A 17,818-nucleotide genomic window follows, 5' to 3' on the forward strand; every position below is an offset into this window, starting at 1 on the left:
TCATCCCTCGCTCTCTGCCCGCGCGGACGGCGGCACCGGCAGGCCGAGTTGCTCGCGCAGCGTGCGCCCGGCGTACTCCTTGCGAAACAGCCCACGGTGCTGCAGCACCGGCACGACCAGTTCGGTGAAGGCGGTGACGGAACCGGGCACATAGGCGGGGTAGATGTTGAAACCGTCGGCGGCGCCGTCCTCGCACCACTCCTGGATCATGTCGGCGACCTCCTCCGGGTTGCCGACCACGACGTGCGAGAGCTGGGTGGGGGTGGCGTGCACCAGGTCGCCGTAGGTGATCCGCTGCGGCCCGTTCGCGGTGCGCCGGGTCAGCCGGGTGATCTCGGCCAGCCTGCGGGCGCCCTCCTCGGAGACCTGGGCCAGGGTGTCGGCGGGGACCTCGGCTGCGAGGTCGTGGCCGCGCACGTCCACGCCGAAGGCCTGGCTCGCGGAGCTGAGGTTGCGCCGGTACCCCTCTCCGATGCCGCCCTTGCGGATCAGCTCGCCGACCTCCTGCTCCGGGTCGAGCACGTACAGGTCGTTGAGCCGGTCGTGGAGCGCGACCGCCTCCTCGGTGGTCGGCGCGACGATAGGAGTGAGACCGGGCAGCACCTTGACCTGGTCGGCGCGGCCGTAACGGGCCGCGCGGGCGCGGATGTCCGCGTAGTACGCCTTGCGATCGGCGAACGTCGCCTGTGGTCCGGCGAAGACGATGTCGGAGGCCCGGGCGGCCAGCTCCCGCGCCTGGTCGGAGGTGCCGGCGTTGAACAGCACGACATGCCCCTGCGGCGGCCGCGCCACGTCCAGCGGGCCGTCCACGGAGAAGAACGGTCCGCGGTGGCCGATGGGGAGCGGCTCCTGCCCCTCCAGTTCCGCCGCGCCGTCCCACAGGGCGCGCACCACCTGGAGGCACTCCTCGGCCCACTCGTAACGCTTGCCCGTGTCCCAGTGGGCGTCGCGGCTGAAGTTGAGGGCGGCGGCGGCATCGGCGCCCGTGACCAGGTTCCACGCCGCCCGGCCCTCGCTGACCAGGTCGAGCGAGGCCAGGTGGCGGGCGATGGAATAGGGGTCGGAGTAGGTGGGGTTGGCGGTGACCACGATGCCGATGTGCGTCGTGGCGGCGGCGATCGCGGTGGCCGTGGTGTAGGGCTCCAGGCGCGAGATCTGCGCCGGGTTGCTGTGCTGCAGGGAGGGATCGCAGGCCAGCCGGTCGCCCAGGAACACGAAGTCCAACTTGGCCCGTTCCGCCTCCGCGCTGACCTCCTGGATGAGGGCGATGTCGTAGGCGGCGTCGGCCTGGGCCTCCGGGTGGCGCCAGCCCGCGGCGTGGGTGCCGGTCGCCCAGAACATCAGGCCGAGATGCAGCGTTCGCTCAGTGGGCATGTTCATCAGCCTCTCGTGGTGCCGGCCGCGGCCGAGCGTTCGACGATCCGGTTCGCGGGCCTGCTCAGGCCGAAACGCCCGCGCAGCGTGTCGGCGGCCGCGAACTCGTTGCGCAACCGCTCGTCGGCCCGCAGCCTGGGCAGGACCAGGTCGGTGAAGGTCTCCAGGGGGACGGACGGCGGGAAGCGCAGGGTGAACCCGTCGACCAGACCCCGCTCGATCCAGCCCGCGAGGCGCTCGGCGACCTGCAGTTCGTCGCCCACGACAACGCCCCGGGTCGCGTCGGAGGCGGGTGCCCCCGCGCGCGCGTGGAGTTCGTGGGCGTACGCCTCGGTCTCGGCGACGAAGGGGCTGACGACGGCCACCACCGGGCGCGATCCGGCCGCTTGGCGAGCCGTGGCCGCCGACTCCGGATCCCCGACGGTCAGGACGTCGGCCGCGGGCGCGAGCTGCCGGTCGGCCGCGGGCGCGAACACGACCGGGTGTCCCTGGGGCGGGCGAACCACGTTGAGCGGCCCGCGCACCTTGAAGACCTGGCCCTCGGAGGTCAGCGTATGGATGCGGGCGGGGTCGATGAACCGGCCCGTTGCCTTGTCGTGGATGAACGCCCCGTCCTCCCAGGTGTCCCAGAGGTCCTGGACGAGGGGGATGAACTCGGCGGCCCGGGCGTCGCGGTCGACGGCCGGATCCACGCCTTCCCTGCGGTGGTTGGCGTCGGCCGCCGGGTCGGGCTCGCTGATCACCTGCCAGCCCGACCGGCCGTGGCTGATGTGGTCGAGCGAGGCGACAGTACGCGCCAGGTGGTACGGCTCGCAGTAGGCGATCGCCGCATTGGTGACCAGGCCGACCCGCGTCGTCTTCGCCGCCAGCAGCGCCGCCGTGACCATCGACCACGGGGCGCCGGTGCCGGCCGGCCGAGCGGCGGGACGGTCGTCGAGGACGAGGTAGTCGACCCCACCCGCCTCGGCTGCTCCGGCCGCTGTGACGAGTGATCGAACGGGGTCCCTGAACCCCGTTCCTGGAAGTTCGTATCCGAGGATCATGCTGGTGTTTCCCCTCGAGTGCGTCGTCCCGCATGAGTCGTCCGCGTATGAGGTGAGGGATGGAGAGTGCGCGTCCCTCGACTCGCCGGAGGAAGGATCCACATGGGCCGGACTGGGAAGTCGTCTGGGGTGAGGCTGAGTTGTCGCGTTCGCGGCTCGGGTGGCCGGCTGCGGGAGAAGACGCGTATCAGCGGCTGAGCCGATGAAGGCCGGCGCCCAAGCGTCCCGTCAGTTCTGCCGGAGAAGCTAACACGATCTTGAACCCGGCATCAAGGGACTCCGATGAACGCTCACTGAACTCGTCTGAGGTGCCGGGCAATTGGGGCTGACGGGCTCTCAAACATCTAACTGCACAAGAGAAGTTGTGGGATTCTACGACTCGAGGACCCTGGACTCGTTGGTGGATCCACGTATGATGGCCATCGGTGCATGTTCACTGGCGCGACTCTGCTTGCCTAGATGCACCCGTGCAGCCCTCAACGGCGAGGGCTCCCCACTCCTTGGCCTTTCCCCGCAGTGCCGAGGGTGCCGCACCCTTCCCTTGAATTTCTTGAATCAGGGAAGGCTGTTTTGCGTTCCGTGTATCCGGCTCATTCAGGTGCGCAGTTCATGGCCGGAATTCAACTGTTGACGCGTTGTTGTTCAAAGTGTCAGGGTTGCTCGGGTCAGACGCCGCTGGCGTCAAGAACAAGCTTTATTGGGGGGTGAACTACATGAAGGTCAAGGTCTCCGAGAAGCAGGACACCGTCCGCACCACCACGCCGTACGTCGCCGGCTAAGGCGAATGTGAGGCGTTCTTAGTGGGGGGCCTTGAATCGGCCCCCCACTTTCTTGAGCCGGTACGTTGTGAGCCGTGGGGAGATTTCTGGAATGTCCGTTGTTCATTCGCGCGTACGCCCGGCCTTCTTTGTGGAGCTGAGTAACGCAAGGAGGCGCCTGGACTATGCCGACCCGGACAGTCCGCTCTTCCTCATGGTCAACGCGCCGGACGGCAGCGGGAAGGCCGACACTGTTCACGCCTGGCTCGACGGGGGCGAAAGCGAGCACCCGGCCGGCGTCGTGGTGGCCGGCGACGGAGACAAGCTGACCCACGGCTATTTCGCAGGGCTGCAGCCATTGGTCGACCACGCCGTCGCCATCGCGGAAGACAAAGCGCCCGAACTGATCGCGGATGCGGAACAGTCACTCAAGAGGCTCTTCCCGCATCGTGATTCCCCGGCGTACCAGGTGCCGAAGGACCTCACCGGAATCGCCAGCCGGGACGAGCGCACCCGTTTCTACTTCCACGAGTACCAGAACAAGCTGCTCAACGGGGTCCATGAGTTCTTGGACGCCTTTCTGGCCTGGGCCGATCAGCCGTACACCCTGGTCATCGACAACGCCGAGCGCCTGTCGCCCACGGTCCTGAAGTTCCTCGGCACAGTGGCCCGCCGCAGGTCCTTGGGCCGGCGGCTGACCGTGGTCCTGCTGGTCAACGGAGAACCGGACCTGGCGCTGGCCGAGTGCGCGGCGCAGGTCACGCTGCCGCCGCTCGCCAAGGCAGAGGCCAAGGACCTGATCCGGTCCTGGGGATTCGAGCCGCCGGCCGCCAAGCAGCTCGACAGTCTGTGGAGGCTCTCGCGGGGCAGGCCCGCCCGGCTTTCGGCGCTCATGCGCTGCCTCGACACGAAGGTCTCGTTGCCCGACTACCTCTCGTTCGAGACGCACCTCGACCTGCATCTGAGCCTGCTCGGCGAGCGGTCCAGGTACGACCTGCTCGAACAGTACGTGCAAGGGCACTGCTCGGACGACGACCCGGTCGTGGTTCGCAACTACGAGACGTACGACCCCGGCACCCGGGAGCGGGTGCACCGGGAGTTCCTCGCCGAATTCGGTGGAAAGCCCGAAGAAGTTTTCCATCCGGTACACCACCTCGGCCTCCGGGACGTATCCGACCAGGTGGTCGCGCTCGCTCCGCTCTCGATCTCGCTTCAGGAAATCGGGCTCTACGACACCTGGTTCGATCTCTTCTCCCGTTTCTGGGCCGACCCCCAGCTGCGCACTCTTCCCGGCGGCGGACAGATGCACAATCTCGTCTACCTCCGCATGTCCTTCGTGCTGTACTCGCTCGGGTTGGCGCATGTGTCCATTCCCTATCTGGACACCTTCTACCAGCACTTCCCGCAGAGTCTTTACACGCCCACGGTTCTCTACTCGCAGAGCATGGCGCACGGAAGGTACCAGTCTCCGCCGGACCTCGAGACCGCGGAGCGTTTCGCCCTGCTCAACCTGGAGCGGATAGAGAACGACTTCCAGGACCATCCGAAGCACGAGTACATCAAGGTGTTCGCGGAAAACGCGCTGGCCTATATTCGCGCTCGGCAGGGCCGGATGGACGAGGCGCTCAGGCTCTGCACCGAAGGCATGGAGCGGATGCAGAGCATCTACGGTGACGAGAAGTACACGCTGCACCAGTCGATCCTCGTGTACAACACCGCGCAGATCTACGAGATGGTCAAGGACTTCCCGAAGGCGTACGAGGTCTACCAGCGGACCATCAGCCTCGACCCGAATTATGGCGAGTACGCCAATGACCTGGCCAATATGCTGCAGCGGACCGGGCAGTTCGAAGAGGCTCTGGAGTACTACGACCAGGCCATCAAGCTGTGCCCGCCCTACTACGAAGCCCACCTCAACCGTGCTCGGCTCCATGTGCAGACAGGAAACCCGGAAGCGGCCGAGCGTGATTTCCGGCGCGTGCTGGAACTCAAGCCGGACGAGGCGAAGGCGCATCTCGGACTCGGTGTCCTGCATCTCAAGCAGGGGGAACCGGCCAAGGCGCTGACCAGTCTGGACGCCGCGGTCTATCACGACCCGAAGAACGTCCAGGCTTGGAGCAACCGCGGCGTCGCCCACCTGGAACTCGGGCACCCGGACGAGGCGGAGGAAAGCCTGCGGAACGCGCTGGCGTGCAATCCCAAGCATGCCGAGGCATGGAACAACCTGGCTCATGTGCTCCACGAGAGCGGGCGCACCCAGGAGGCATTGACGTGTCTCGACAGCGCGGTCGAGCTTTCCCGTGACCCGGACTACGTGTACAACCGTGCCCTGCTGCGTCTCGAACAGGGAGACGAAGCCGGCGCACAGGCAGACACCGAGCTCGCCGACGAGCGTGGTGCCGCCGCCGACGATCTCGCCGATCTGCGCACCCGTCTGGCACAGGCCGCGGCCTCCGCGTCCGACTGACGGTTTCGGCGTACGCAAAGGAGCACCGCATGTCATCGGTCGCGCACCGGGAACGCCTGGAACGGCGTTCGCTGTGGACCCTGTTGTCGGCCTACGGGGTCAGCCAGTTCGGCAACTGGCTGTTTCGTACCGGGGTTGTCTACTACGCGTACAACCAGAGCCACGGCTCCACCGCGACGCTGGCCACAGCGATCATCCTGGTGTACTTGCCGATCCTGCTCGGTTCGAGGCTGCTGGCCCCTCTGGCCGACCGCGGGGACACCCGGCGCACACTGATCGGGCTGGATGTACTGCGCGCTGTGGTGCTTGTCGTGCTCCTGGCGGCCGTAGGGGGCGGGGCGGGGTTCACCTCTGCGGCCACGGTGGGAGTCATGGCGATTCTCAGCCTGTTGACTCCGCTCTTCACCGCCGCGCAGACCGCTTATCTGCGAAGGTCCCTGTCGGCCGAGCGAATCCCCCAGGCTCTGGCCGCGGTGTCCAGGATCGACTGGTCGATGTTCATCCTGGGCACCGCTGCCGGGCCCCTTGTCCTGCAGGCGGCGAATCTCCCCGTGCTGATCGCACTGGACATCGTCACGTTCGGCGTGTCGGGTCTGCTGCTGATCCGGTTGACACCGGCACCCACGCCGACCGACGCCGGGACCCGGACCGGATCGGACGGTTCCAGAAGGTCCGGCCTGACGGCCGGCAGCAGATTGCTCCTGGTCACCGTGTTCGCATTGAACGTCGGTGCCGGACTCATCAACGTGTACCCGAACGTGGTGGCCAGGGATTTCCTCGGAAGCAGCGCCGCATGGCTGAGCGCGATCAACCTGGCCAACGGCGTCGGCGCACTGATCGGCGCCACCCTCGCCGGGCGGCTGGCCAAGGAGCGTGGGCTGCGGCCGGGAGTGCTCGCCGCGTTCGTCGTTGCCGCGGCACTGGCCGGCATGGCGTTCATGGACCATGCGTGGGCCGCGATGCTCGCCAGCTCCGTCATGCTCCTGGGCGGTCAGGTGTTCGCGGTGGCGTTCCAGTCCCGGATTCTGGAGAACGAACCGGTCGATGTGGCCGGGCGGGTCTCCGGCCTCTTCACCCTGGCGACCTTCGCCGGTGTTGCTGTCAGTGTCGGACTGTTCCTGGGGGTCACCAGCATCGGCTCCGTGCGCGGCGCCTTTCCCGCCCTGCTGATCGCCGCTGCCTTCGTCGTCCTGGGTTCGGCCCTGATCGGCGGTGCCGCCCTGCGCCGCTACGGCGACAAGGTCCTCCCGGCCGAGGCCGAACCGCCGCGGGCCGAGGAGGCAGAGGCGGCCGCGCTGCTCCTGCGGCAGGCCGGGCGGTCGTTCGCGACGGGTGTGACCGTCACGTCGACGATCGTGGACGGAACTCCGCACGCGACCACCATCAATTCCTTCGCCACGGTCTCGCTGGATCCGGCGCTCGTCATGGTGTCCGTCAAACGCGGCTCACGACTCGAATCCCTGATCACCGAGGGTTCCCCGCTGGGTATCACCGTCCTCGCGGCCCAACAGCGCGACGCAGCCGTACATTTCGCCGAGACCGACCGTCCGCCGGGTAAGGAACAGTTCGAGGGACATCCCTGGGAACCAGGCACATACACGGGCGCCCCCTTGCTGGAAGGCGGCTCGGCGTGGATCGAGTGCGTCGTACAGACCGTGGTCGAGGCCGGAGACCACTCGGTCGTCCTTGCCCGACCCGTGTCCTTCACCGCCTCGGAAAAGTGCGGGACAGACCCCTTGGTCTTCCACGGAGGGGACTTCACCACCCGGGGCGAGCCGATCGCATCAGCCGTCGCAGTACAGGTCGGATCCCAGGAGCCGGACCATGAACATTGAGTACCCCTTCGCCCACCAGGACCTGGAGCCCCGGATCCTGCACGGGCGCACGGTGGAAGATCCCTACCGATGGCTGGAGAACGCGGACAGCGAGGAAACCCGGAAATGGTCGGCTGCACAGCGTGACCTGTGCGACCGGGCGCTCGGCCGACTGCCCGGTCGCGCCAAGCTGCGCGCACGCATCACCGAACTCATGGGCGCCGGGACGATCAGCGCTCCTGTCTGGAGAGGCGAGCGTCAGTTCTTCACCCGCCGCCGGCCCGACCAGGAGCGTGCGGTTCTGCTCACGGTGGATGCCACAGGACAAGAACGCGTCCTTCTCGACCCCTTACGGTTGGACCCCACCGGCAGCACCACCCTGGATTCGTGGCAACCGGACATGGAGGGCCGCCGGCTCGCCTACAAGACCTCTCGCGGAGGCACCGAGGAGTCCAGTCTCCAGGTGATGGACGTCGCCACCGGCGAACTCCTGGAAGGACCTTTTCCACGCGTCCGTCATTCGGCCATAGCCTGGCTCCCCGGCGGCCGTGCCTACTACTACGTCCGGCAACTCCCCGTCGGCGACGGGCCGGTGACCGAAACCGGGCCCGGGCGACGGGTGTACCTGCACCGGGTCGGTACCGATCCCGACGCGGACGACGTCCTGATCTTCGGAGAAGACCTGCCCGACACCTATGACTACGGGATGCTCGTCAGCCCGGACGGGCGATGGCTGAGTCTTGGAGCATCGCAGGGCACCGAGAACCGCAGTGACCTCTGGGTCGGTGACCTGACAGAGGGGAGCCCCGAGGCTCCTGTGTTCCGTGCGGTCCAGGTAGGCGTCGATGCCGACAGCGGTATCTACATGTGGCGGGACGGCCGTGCCTACATCTTCACGGACCGGGACGCCCCGCGCTCACGGCTGTGCGTCGCCCCGTTCTCCGACCTGTCCTACGGTGCCTGGCGTGATCTGGTGCCGGAGGACCCCGAGGCGGTTCTGACCGACTTCGCCATCCTGGACGGGCCCGGCGTGGACCGTTCGGTTCTGCTGGTCTGCTGGACACGGCACTCCGCCAACGAGGTGACGGTGCACGACCTGGAGACCGGCGGCCGGATCGGAGAAGTGCCCACCCCGGGTGTCGGCACCCTGGGGGGCCTGTTCGAGAGGCCCGAAGGCGGTCACGAGGCGTGGTTCTCCTACGCCGACAGCACCTCGCCGGGCGTGATTCTCCGATACGACGCGCGACTCGGGACCACGGACACGTGGGCGGACGCTCCCGGGGCGGTGGACCTCCCCGCGGTGCAGAGTTCCCAGGTCGGCTACTGCTCCGGCGACGGGACCACCGTTCACATGCGAGTGATCGAGCCCCTTCACCGGACGGGTCCGAGCCCGACGATCCTCTTCGGCTACGGGGGCTTCGGCGCGTCCATGGTCCCTGAATACGATCCGTCCGTCCTCGCCTGGGTGGAGGCCGGCGGCGTATACGCCGTGGCCGGGCTACGGGGTGGTGGCGAAGAGGGGGAGGAGTGGCACCGGGCCGGAATGCGGGAGAACAAACAGCGGGTGTTCGACGACTTCCACGCGGCCGCGGAAGCCCTGATCGACGGTGGCTGGACCACCTCGGCCCAGCTCGGGATCCACGGAGGCTCCAACGGCGGCCTGCTCGTGGGTGCCGCGCTCACTCAGCGGCCCGAGCTCTACCGGGCCGTGGTGTGTGAGGCTCCGTTGCTCGACATGGTCAGGTACGAGCTGTTCGGGCAGGGCCGGCTCTGGTCCGCCGAGTACGGATCCGCGCAGTTCCCGGAAGAGCTCGGCTGGCTGCTCGACTACTCCCCCTATCACCACGTGCGTGAGGGGACCGCCTATCCGGCCGTTCTCTTCACGGTGTCCGAGAACGACGCCCGGGTCGATCCGATGCACGCCCGGAAGATGTGCGCCGCCCTGCAGCGGGCCACCAGCAGTGAGGCGCCCGTCCTGTTGCGCAGTGAATCCGATGTCGGGCACAAGGGAAGGTCCTTGAGCCGAGTCGCCGGGCTGGCCGGGGACACTCTCGCGTTCCTTGCCCGGCATACCGGCCTGGACCTGCCGTGAAGCAGAATCCCTGTGGTCCAAGTGAGTTCACCAGCAGTGCCGAGTACCGACAGTGAGGTTCGTATGCCTGGCACATCGCCAGAACGCCGTGTCGTCGTGATCGTCGACGCCTTCTCCAGCGGCCGCTGCCTGGCACCGGTCTTCAGAGAGCAGGGATTCGACTGTGTGCACGTGCGGAGTGCGAAAGTCGTCAATCCCACCTACGAACGCAGTTTCACTCCGGACGACTTCAAGGCCGAAATTCTGCATGCGGGAGACGTCGCTGAAACCGTCGAAGCCGTCGCGCGCCATGCCCCGGAATTCGTTGTCCCGGGCATGGAGAGCGGTGTCGAGCTGGCGGACATCCTCAGTGAGGCTCTGGGGGTCCGGACCAACGGGACGAGACTGAGCGGCGCCCGCCGGGACAAGTACCAGATGTTGGAAACGGTGCGCGCATCGGGGGTGGCGACCGCCGAGCAGCTGCTCGCAACGGATATCGATGGCCTGCTCGACTGGTACTCCCGGGCCGAGGGCCCGGTGGTCCTGAAACCGGTGCGGAGCGCCGGCAACGACGGCGTCTCCTTCTGCGCGGACGCGGAACAGGTGCGCGCGGCCTTCGACCGGCTGATCGGTGCCGGCAGCGCCCTCGGTGACAGGAACCGGGCCGTCCTCGCCCAGGAATACCTCGAAGGCGGCGAGTACATCGTCAACACGGTGAGCTGCCGAGGCCGGCACCATGTCACAGACATCTGGAGCATGCACCACATCAGTGCCAACGGGGTAAGGGACCTGGGAGCCAGCGCTCTCCTGCTGCCCCGGCACGGCGACCCCCAGGACGAGCTGGCCACCTACACATCGCAGGTCCTGGACGCACTCGGTGTGCTCGACGGCGCCGCGCACACCGAACTCAAGCTGACCCCGAAGGGGCCGCGCCTCATCGAGACCGCAGCTCGAGTGTGCGGCGCGGACCTCCATGTCCCGGTGAGGGCCGCGATCGGGAAGAGTCAAATGGAATGGACCGTGGATTCATACGTGGATCCCGACGGGTTCATGGAGCGTGCCGACAGTGGCTACGAACTGGTCAAGCACGCCGGTCTTGTGAATATGATCTCGCCAGAAAGCGGTGTGCTTCGCAGCTATCCGAAGCTGGCTGATCTGCGTGATCTCGACAGCTTTCACGACGTGGCGATGGCGGTTGTCCCCGGCGGGCGGATTCGCGCGACGGTGGACGACTGGAGTTATTCCATGCGCGTCTATCTGGTGCACGAGACGGCCAGCACGGTCATGCATGACCTCATGACCGCGCGCCATCTGGACGGAACGGGTTTCTACGATGTCGAGCCCGGCAGCAGCGAGTGATGTCAGTCAACGACGAAAGAACTCCGATGCCCGGTGGCTCTTCCAGGCGCCGGCCGATTCTTCTCGGCACGGTGACCTTGGATTTCCTGCACGAGGGCCCGCTCGGGGACGGCAGGGATCCGGCCGTCCTGCGCTGGGGCGGGGTCGCGCACAACGCCGCCTGCGCGCTGGGGGCGCGGGGCGCCCGGCCCACCTTCGTCACCGCGGAGTACGCCGGTGAACTCGGCGCCGCCGTCGGGGGGCACCTGGCCCACAACCGGGTCGGCTGGCTGCGGCTTCCAGTGCGCTCCAACCTCCCCGTGTTCCACGCCCAGTTGGTGGATGGGTCGGTCGCGGACAAGAGATTCTTCGCCGCGCAGGCCCAGAGCCTGCTCAGCCCGGCGCTGCTCGACCGGTTCCGCGGCGCGTTCGAGGACGCGAGCGTCATCGTCGCCGGCACGGACAGCGAGGCGGGGACGCTGGCATGGCTCGCCGACACCGCCCATGCGCTTGGCGTGCCGTTCTGGCTGCTGTCGGCCGACCCCAACACGGTGGCACAGCTCCGGCCGGACGGTCGTAGCGCCGATCTCGTGGCACTGAACCGGCATGAACTCGCCCTGTGGGCCGAGGAGGAGCTGACCGGACGGGACGAACTGGTCAAGGCTGCGCGTCGGTTGCCCGCCCCCGGGGGTCATTGCCTGGTCACGTTGGGGGAGTTGGGCTCGCTGCTGGTCCCGGCCGACGGCTCCGAGGTGGTGGTGCAGCCCGCTGTCGCCGGCCCAGGCGAGGTCGTCACCGTCGGGGCGGGCGACGTGCTCTTCGGCTGTCTGCTGGCCGGCCGACTCGCGGGCCTGGAATGGGCACCGGCTCTGAAACAGGCGAGCGAGCTGACCACCGGGTTCCTGGCGGCAGGAGGCGACGGGGCCTCCCCGTACGACGTCCTGAGTCCCTGACCGGCACACCGCGCCCTGGAGGTCCGCATCACATCTGCGGCCCCCGCGCCCGCAGTTGTCACGCCCGTCGACACACGATCGTCTTCAAGAGTGGGGCCGGATCCCGAGCGTCTTGTCCCACCGGCTGAAACGGAGGCCCAGAAGTGACCACGCAGAAGGTGAACGAAACCCTGACCCGAGTCGGTCCAGGCACCCCCATGGGACAGCTGCTGCGCGAGTACTGGCTGCCCGTCATGCGGTCCGAGCGTCTCGCCGAGCCGGGTGGGGCGCCGGTGCCGGTGGAGCTGCTGGGTGAGAAGTACGTCCTCTTCCGTGGGGCCGACGGCACGGTGGGCTGCTTCGACGAGGCCTGTCCGCACCGGGGCGCGTCCCTGGCGCTCGCCCGCAACGAGGACTGCTCGCTGCGCTGCGTCTACCACGGGTGGAAGTTCCACGTCTCGGGCGAGGTCCTCGAAACCCCCTCGGAGCCGGAGGACGGCGGCAGGTTCGCGAGCCGGGTGAAGCTGCCGCACCACCCGGTGCGCGAGGCCGGAGGCGTCATCTGGGTGTGGCTCGGCGGCACCGGACGGGAGGCCCGGCCGTTCCCCGAGTTCCCCTTCACCAAGGTCCCGGCCGAGAACATCTTCGCCACCATCGCCCTGGTCGACTGCAACTGGCTCCAAGGCGTCGAGGCGGACATCGACTCCGCGCACGTCTCGCTGCTGCACGAGACGGAGGCCCGCAACGGCCCGCTGAAGGACCTCCTCGACGACACCGCCCCACGGGACGAGATCGACCCGCAGCCGTACGGGCTCCGGTACGCGGCGCTGCGCAGCCTGTCCTCGGGAGACACCCTGGCGCGCGTCAAGCCTTTTGCCATGCCCTGGTACACCGTGGTGCCCGAACTGCCCAACGGGGACCGGCTGTGGCATGCGTGGGTTCCGGTCAACGACCACCAGACGATCATGTGGTACCTGTGGTGGAACGACGACCAGCCGGTCGATCCGGCCTATTTCAGCGAGCAGTTCGGCCTCGACCTGGACCATCTCAACCCCGACAACATCCGTGCGGGGTATGGCCCGGAGAACCTCTGGGGCCAGGACCGCAGTGCCATGGTGGACGGGCGAAGCTTCTCCGGCATCCGCGGCTTGGTCCTGCAGGACGTGGCCGTGCAGGAGAGCATGGGCCCGATCGTCGACCGGACCATCGAGAACCCGGGCAAGAGCGACCGCGGCATCGTCCGAGCCCGCCGCTTCCTCCTCGACGCGCTCAAGGCGCACGCCGACGGAGAGACCCCGCCGGGCCTCGGCCTCGACGTGGACTACGGCACGGTCCGCTCGGCCGCGGTCGTCGTGCCCGCCGGCGAGGACTGGCGCACCGCCGTCTCCTAGGGTCCGTCCCCGCTTTCGCGCAGAGAGAGAACCCACGTCCCCATGGCAACTGTTGTGTCCCTCTCCGGAAGTCCGTCGAGCGTCTCCCGGACCACCGCGCTGCTGCGGCACGTCGACGGCCTGCTCGTGGCCCGTGGACACGAGGTCGTCCCGCTGGAGGCACGCGGCCTGCCGGCCGAGGCGCTGCTCCGCGCCGACACCCTCCACCCGGCGATCGCGGAGGTGATCGGCCTCGTGGAACGGTCCGACGCCGTCGTCGTCGGTACGCCGGTGTACAAGGCGGCGTACTCCGGGCTGCTGAAGGTTCTCCTGGACGTGCTGCCCCAGCACGCGCTCGACGGCAAGGCTGTCCTGCCGTTGGCCACCGGCGGCACCACCGCCCATGTGCTGGCCATCGACTACGCGCTGCGACCGGTGCTCGCCTCCATGGGCGCGGCGCACATCGCCCCGGGCTGGTTCACGCTCGACAAGGACATTGCACTGGACGCCGGTGGCGGCGCGGTCCTCGCCGAGAAGTCCGCGCAGGCGATCGAGCGGCTGGCCGTCCGGTTCTCGGACGTCCTCGACACCCGTACGCCCGCGGTCGTCTCGTAGCGGCCCGCTCCGAGTCCGTTGTCCTCCTCACCGGAAAAACCTGAATGGATTTCTCTGCGCTCCCGCGTTTATAGCGGGGATCGGTACGTCCACTCGAAGTCGTCAATCGGACCTTTTGCCGACCGTTCTCGCTGAGGGTCAGTTGGTGTCTTGTTAAGCAAGACACCCTTCCCAATGCGGGTGGCCCTGTGCTTGGATTAATACCGTCGGGGCTGGTTACCGCCAAAGGTGCGTCAATTGCGAGAAGGGCATTTTGTGACAGTCCGCACCATTCTTTTCGTTAATCTCCGTCGCATTCAGAGGGAGGGTAGGGAATCTCTTCTCGCCGCCCGCCGGCTCGGTTATAAGGCGGTTCTTCTCGGGCGTTCCCTTCCCGAGTTCGCCAAACCTCTCGTGCATGAGTTCCGGCAGGTGGACACGTACGACCGGGAAGCCTCCCTCGCCGCGGCCAGGGAAATCGCTGCCGAGTACGACCTGGCGGGCGTCGCGAACTTCACGGAAATCGACGTACAGTTGGTCGCCGCGATAGCCGCTGATCTCGGACTTCCTGGGATGTCGGAGACCGCTGCGCTCCGGGGCCGCAACAAATACGCCATGAAGGACGCCCTGCGGCACCTCGACGGAGTTCTCCCACGCTTCGCCAAGGTCCAGGATCTCGCCGAACTACGCGCAGCCGTCGAAGAAATAGGCCTGCCCGCGGTGGTGAAGCCAACCGGCGCCTCCGGCTCGAAAGGTATCTTCGAGCTCCGCAAGCCCGATGACCTGGACGCAGCCATGGAGCGGCTCACCCAGATCGCCCAGCCCGACTTCGACCCGGTGTTCCGCCAGTTCGGCGCCGAATTCATCGTCGAGGAATTCCTCGAAGGCGACGAGCTGAGCGTCGAGGGGTTCGTGTCCGGTGGTGAGGTCCACGTCGTCACCATCACCGACAAGGTGACCAGCGTCCCCTTCCACCTGGAGCTGGAGCACAAGGTGCCCAGTGCCCTGCCGGAGACGGCCTGGGGCGAGATCAAGGCCACCACCAAGGACATCATCGCGGGCCTGGAGTTCGACAACTGCGCCTTCCATCTGGAGGCCAAGTGGGGCGAGCGAGGCCTGCGCTTCATCGAGGTCGCCGCCCGCCCGGCCGGCGACTACATCGGCTCGCACCTGGTGCCGCTCGCCACCGGCGTCGACTACTTCGAGAACGTGGTACGGGTAGCCACCGGAGAGCCGCTGAGCCTGGACCACGACCGCAAGCTGAACGTGGGCCTGAAGTTCGTCCTGGCCGAGCGGGCCGGACGCTTCGAGGAGATCGAGGGCCTGCCCGCCGTCTGCGGCGACCCGGGCCTCGACCACGTCTTCTACGAGGTGGCGGCGGGTACCGAAGTGGCCCTGCCACCGCAGAACTTCGGGCAGCAGCGGGTGGCGGCCGTCATCGCCAGCCATCCCGAGCGCAGTGGCCTGGAAGCCCTCCTCGGCCGGATCTCCGGCGAGGTCAGGGCCCGGGTGGCACCCGTCGTCGGGCACGCCGAATGACCAGGGGCAACACCCCCCTGGGGACGCGCTTATGAAGACGGCCGTACTCGGCTGCGGGCAGATGGGCCGCGCCGCGGCGTACGCCCTGGCCACCCACGCGGACACCAGCGACCTCGTCCTTCTCGACCGCGACCCGGCGCTCGCCACGGAGCTGCGGGCCTGGCTCAGGGCCCGCACCTCCACGAGCGTCCGGATCGCCGCCACGCTCGACGACGCCCTCGTCGACCGGGACGCCGTCGCGATGGCCATGCCGTGGGACGCCACCGAGACCGCCGTCCGCGCGGCGGTGCGGGCCGGGGTCCCGGTCACCGCCATCACCCGGCCGCCCACCGACCGGCTCGACCAGCTGGACGCCGACGTCCGGGCGGGCGGCGGCACCGCGGTCCTGCCCTTCGGTCTGGAGCCCGGTCTGACCGAGCTGCTCGCCGTGGACCTCGCCGGACGCCTCGACAGCATCGACAGCCTCGACATCTCCTGCGGGGGAATCCCGAGCACACCCCGGGAACCGCTCCAGCACACCAGCTTCTTCGGCGGCGACAACAGCCACCACCTGCCCATCGGCCAGCGTGAGGCGCTCGCCCTGCGCGGGGGCCGGGTGGTCTCCCACCCGCGGTTCTCCGGGCTCGAGGAGCGCGAGATCGAGGGCGTCGGCCGGCTGGAGGCCTACCACGACGGCATGGCGCCCTGGCTCGGCGAACACCCGGCTCTGCGCGGCGTCGACTGTGTTCAGAAGACGCTGCGTTGGCCTGGCTTCGCCAAGGTGGTGACCGACCTGGCCCGGCTCGGCCTGCTCGCCGAGGAAGCCGTCGACGTGGACGGCGTCCTGGTCGCACCCCGCCGGCTGGTCGAGCGGGTCCTCGCCCCGCAGATGCGCGCCGTGGCCCGGGACAGGGACGTGGTGGTCCTGCAACTGACCGCGCACGGTCTGCTCGACGGCAGACCCGCCTCCCTGCGCACCACCGTGATGGACCTCGCTGACGAGGACACCGGCTTGTCCGCCATGGCTCGCACGACCGGTTTCACGCTGGCCGCCGCCACTGAGCTGGTGGCCCGGCGCGCGATCACCGGCACCGGCTGGCTCAAGCCGCATCTCGCCCTGTCCCAGGAGCAGACGCAGCGGGTGATGCGGTCACTGACCGAGCGCGGAATGCACTGGGCGCCGGCGCATCCCGTCGTTGCGTAACGATCACCCGCGCCCGTAAGGGGAATCATTGATGAGTACCACGCCGAAGACGTACGACCTGGTGGGCGTCGGCACGGGACCGGCCAACCTCAGTCTCGCCGCGCTGACGGCTCGGGAGCCCGACCTGTCCACCGTGTTCCTGGAGCGCAAGCCCGCCTTCGACTGGCATCCGGGCCTGATGCTGCCCGACGCCGAGATGCAGGTGCACTTCCTCAAGGACCTGGTCAGCCCGGTCGACCCGACCAACCCCTACTCCTTCCCGGCGTTCCTCGTCGACACCAAGCGCCTGTACCGGCTGCTCGTGACCGGCCGCTCCAAGGTGCCGCGTCGCGAGTTCGAGCAGTACTGCCGCTGGGCCGCCGATCGCATGGACAACCTCCGCTTCGGCGTCACGAGTGAGTCCGTCGAATGGGACGGCGGCGCGTTCCTCGTCCACACCACCGACGGAGTTCTGCGCGCCCGCAACGTGTCCGTGGGCACCGGACTGCCCGCCAAGTTGCCGCAGTGCGCCACCGGTCACGACCCCGAGCGGGTCTTCCACTCCGAGCAACTGCTCAAGCGGCCCCAGGACTTCGCCGGCAAGCGGGTGGCCGTGGTGGGCGGCGGCCAGAGCGGAGCCGAGGTCGTGCACTATCTGCTGAGTTCGCAGGCCCAGCGGCCCGCGAAGATCATCTGGGGCACCCGGCGGACCAATCTGCTGCCGCTCGACGACAGCCCGTTCATCGACGAACTGTTCCTGCCCGACTTCAGCCGCTACTTCTACACCCTGCCCGAGGCCGAGCGCGAAGAGGTCGTGGGGCGCTTGCGCATGGCGAGCGACGGCATCTCGCTCTCCCTGCTCCAGGACCTGTACCGGCGGCTGTACGACCTGGAACTGCTGGAGGGGGAGCGCCCCTGCCGCATCCTGCTCGACCAGTACCTGGCCACCCTGGAGCAGACCGACGGCGCACTGCTCGCCACCTGGCAGCCCGCCCGCGGTGGCACACCCCTGCGTGAAGAGGTCGACCTGGTCGTGTGCGCCACCGGCTACGAGCACGGCATGTCCGAACTCCTCCTCGGTCTGAAAGACCGGCTCACCCTCCAGCACGGCACCCCCCTCGTCCGCCCCGACTTCAGCCTCGACTGGGACGGCCCCGCCCAGAACCGGATCTATGTCCAGAACGCCGCCCGGCGCGAGTTCGGCGTCGCCGACCCCAACCTGAGCCTGCTCGCCTGGCGCAGCGCCGTCATCGCCAACAGCGTGCTCGGCTACGAGCGTTACGACACCGGAGCGGTCAGTACCGCCTTGGACTGGGAGCCCCTGAGCGCGGTCGGCCAGGCCTGACCCCCCAGCAC

The 17,818-nt window shown here is 68.2% G+C and carries 12 protein-coding genes; 10 read left to right on the top strand and 2 right to left on the bottom strand.

Annotated elements, in window-relative coordinates; translation table 11 throughout:
* Window positions 1-1,374 carry an NtaA/DmoA family FMN-dependent monooxygenase gene (locus AQJ84_RS23175; protein ID WP_030038130.1) on the bottom strand — a complete coding sequence of 458 codons (1,374 nt, stop codon included), beginning with the start codon at window positions 1,372-1,374 and terminating at the stop codon, window positions 1-3.
* A gap of 5 nt (window positions 1,375-1,379) precedes the next feature.
* The gene (locus tag AQJ84_RS23180) at window positions 1,380-2,417 is read right to left on the bottom strand and encodes an LLM class flavin-dependent oxidoreductase (RefSeq protein ID WP_051869545.1); all 1,038 of its coding nucleotides are present in this window, start codon (window positions 2,415-2,417) and stop codon (window positions 1,380-1,382) included.
* A gap of 870 nt (window positions 2,418-3,287) precedes the next feature.
* Here AQJ84_RS23180 and AQJ84_RS23185 point away from each other — a divergent pair.
* The 10 genes from AQJ84_RS23185 (at window position 3,288) to AQJ84_RS23230 (ending at window position 17,807) form a co-directional block, all read left to right on the top strand.
* On the top strand, window positions 3,288-5,642 hold the full coding sequence (locus tag AQJ84_RS23185) for a tetratricopeptide repeat protein (RefSeq protein WP_078631522.1): 2,355 nt from the start codon (window positions 3,288-3,290) through the stop codon (window positions 5,640-5,642).
* Between the two features lie 29 nt (window positions 5,643-5,671).
* The gene (locus AQJ84_RS41200; protein ID WP_051869542.1) at window positions 5,672-7,477 is read left to right on the top strand and encodes an MFS transporter; all 1,806 of its coding nucleotides are present in this window, start codon (window positions 5,672-5,674) and stop codon (window positions 7,475-7,477) included.
* The gene (locus AQJ84_RS23195) at window positions 7,467-9,548 is read left to right on the top strand and encodes a prolyl oligopeptidase family serine peptidase (RefSeq protein WP_030038126.1); all 2,082 of its coding nucleotides are present in this window, start codon (window positions 7,467-7,469) and stop codon (window positions 9,546-9,548) included. The genes AQJ84_RS41200 and AQJ84_RS23195 overlap by 11 nt, the downstream gene beginning before the upstream one ends.
* A gap of 96 nt (window positions 9,549-9,644) precedes the next feature.
* Complete coding sequence (locus AQJ84_RS23200; protein ID WP_259294296.1) at window positions 9,645-10,886, top strand: ATP-grasp domain-containing protein; 1,242 nt, start codon at window positions 9,645-9,647, stop codon at window positions 10,884-10,886.
* 71 nt (window positions 10,887-10,957) lie between these two features.
* Window positions 10,958-11,818: a carbohydrate kinase family protein gene (locus AQJ84_RS23205; RefSeq protein ID WP_198536302.1), complete on the top strand. Its 861-nt coding sequence runs from the start codon at window positions 10,958-10,960 to the stop codon at window positions 11,816-11,818.
* A 143-nt stretch (window positions 11,819-11,961) separates the two neighbouring features.
* Entirely contained in the window at window positions 11,962-13,188 is a 1,227-nt protein-coding gene (locus tag AQJ84_RS23210; RefSeq protein WP_053190967.1) for a Rieske 2Fe-2S domain-containing protein, read from the top strand.
* Window positions 13,189-13,230: 42 nt separating this feature from the next.
* Window positions 13,231-13,782, top strand: coding sequence for an NADPH-dependent FMN reductase (gene ssuE / locus AQJ84_RS23215; protein ID WP_030038123.1), 552 nt, complete (start codon window positions 13,231-13,233; stop codon window positions 13,780-13,782).
* 255 nt (window positions 13,783-14,037) lie between these two features.
* Window positions 14,038-15,300 carry an ATP-grasp domain-containing protein gene (locus tag AQJ84_RS23220; protein WP_030038122.1) on the top strand — a complete coding sequence of 421 codons (1,263 nt, stop codon included), beginning with the start codon at window positions 14,038-14,040 and terminating at the stop codon, window positions 15,298-15,300.
* A 31-nt stretch (window positions 15,301-15,331) separates the two neighbouring features.
* On the top strand, window positions 15,332-16,483 hold the full coding sequence (locus tag AQJ84_RS23225) for a saccharopine dehydrogenase family protein (protein WP_053190969.1): 1,152 nt from the start codon (window positions 15,332-15,334) through the stop codon (window positions 16,481-16,483).
* Between the two features lie 31 nt (window positions 16,484-16,514).
* Window positions 16,515-17,807, top strand: coding sequence for a lysine N(6)-hydroxylase/L-ornithine N(5)-oxygenase family protein (locus AQJ84_RS23230; RefSeq protein ID WP_030038120.1), 1,293 nt, complete (start codon window positions 16,515-16,517; stop codon window positions 17,805-17,807).
* The last annotated feature ends 11 nt before the right edge of the window (window positions 17,808-17,818 follow it).

The organism is Streptomyces resistomycificus (assembly GCF_001514265.1).
GTDB classification, from domain to species: Bacteria; Actinomycetota; Actinomycetes; order Streptomycetales; family Streptomycetaceae; genus Streptomyces; species Streptomyces resistomycificus.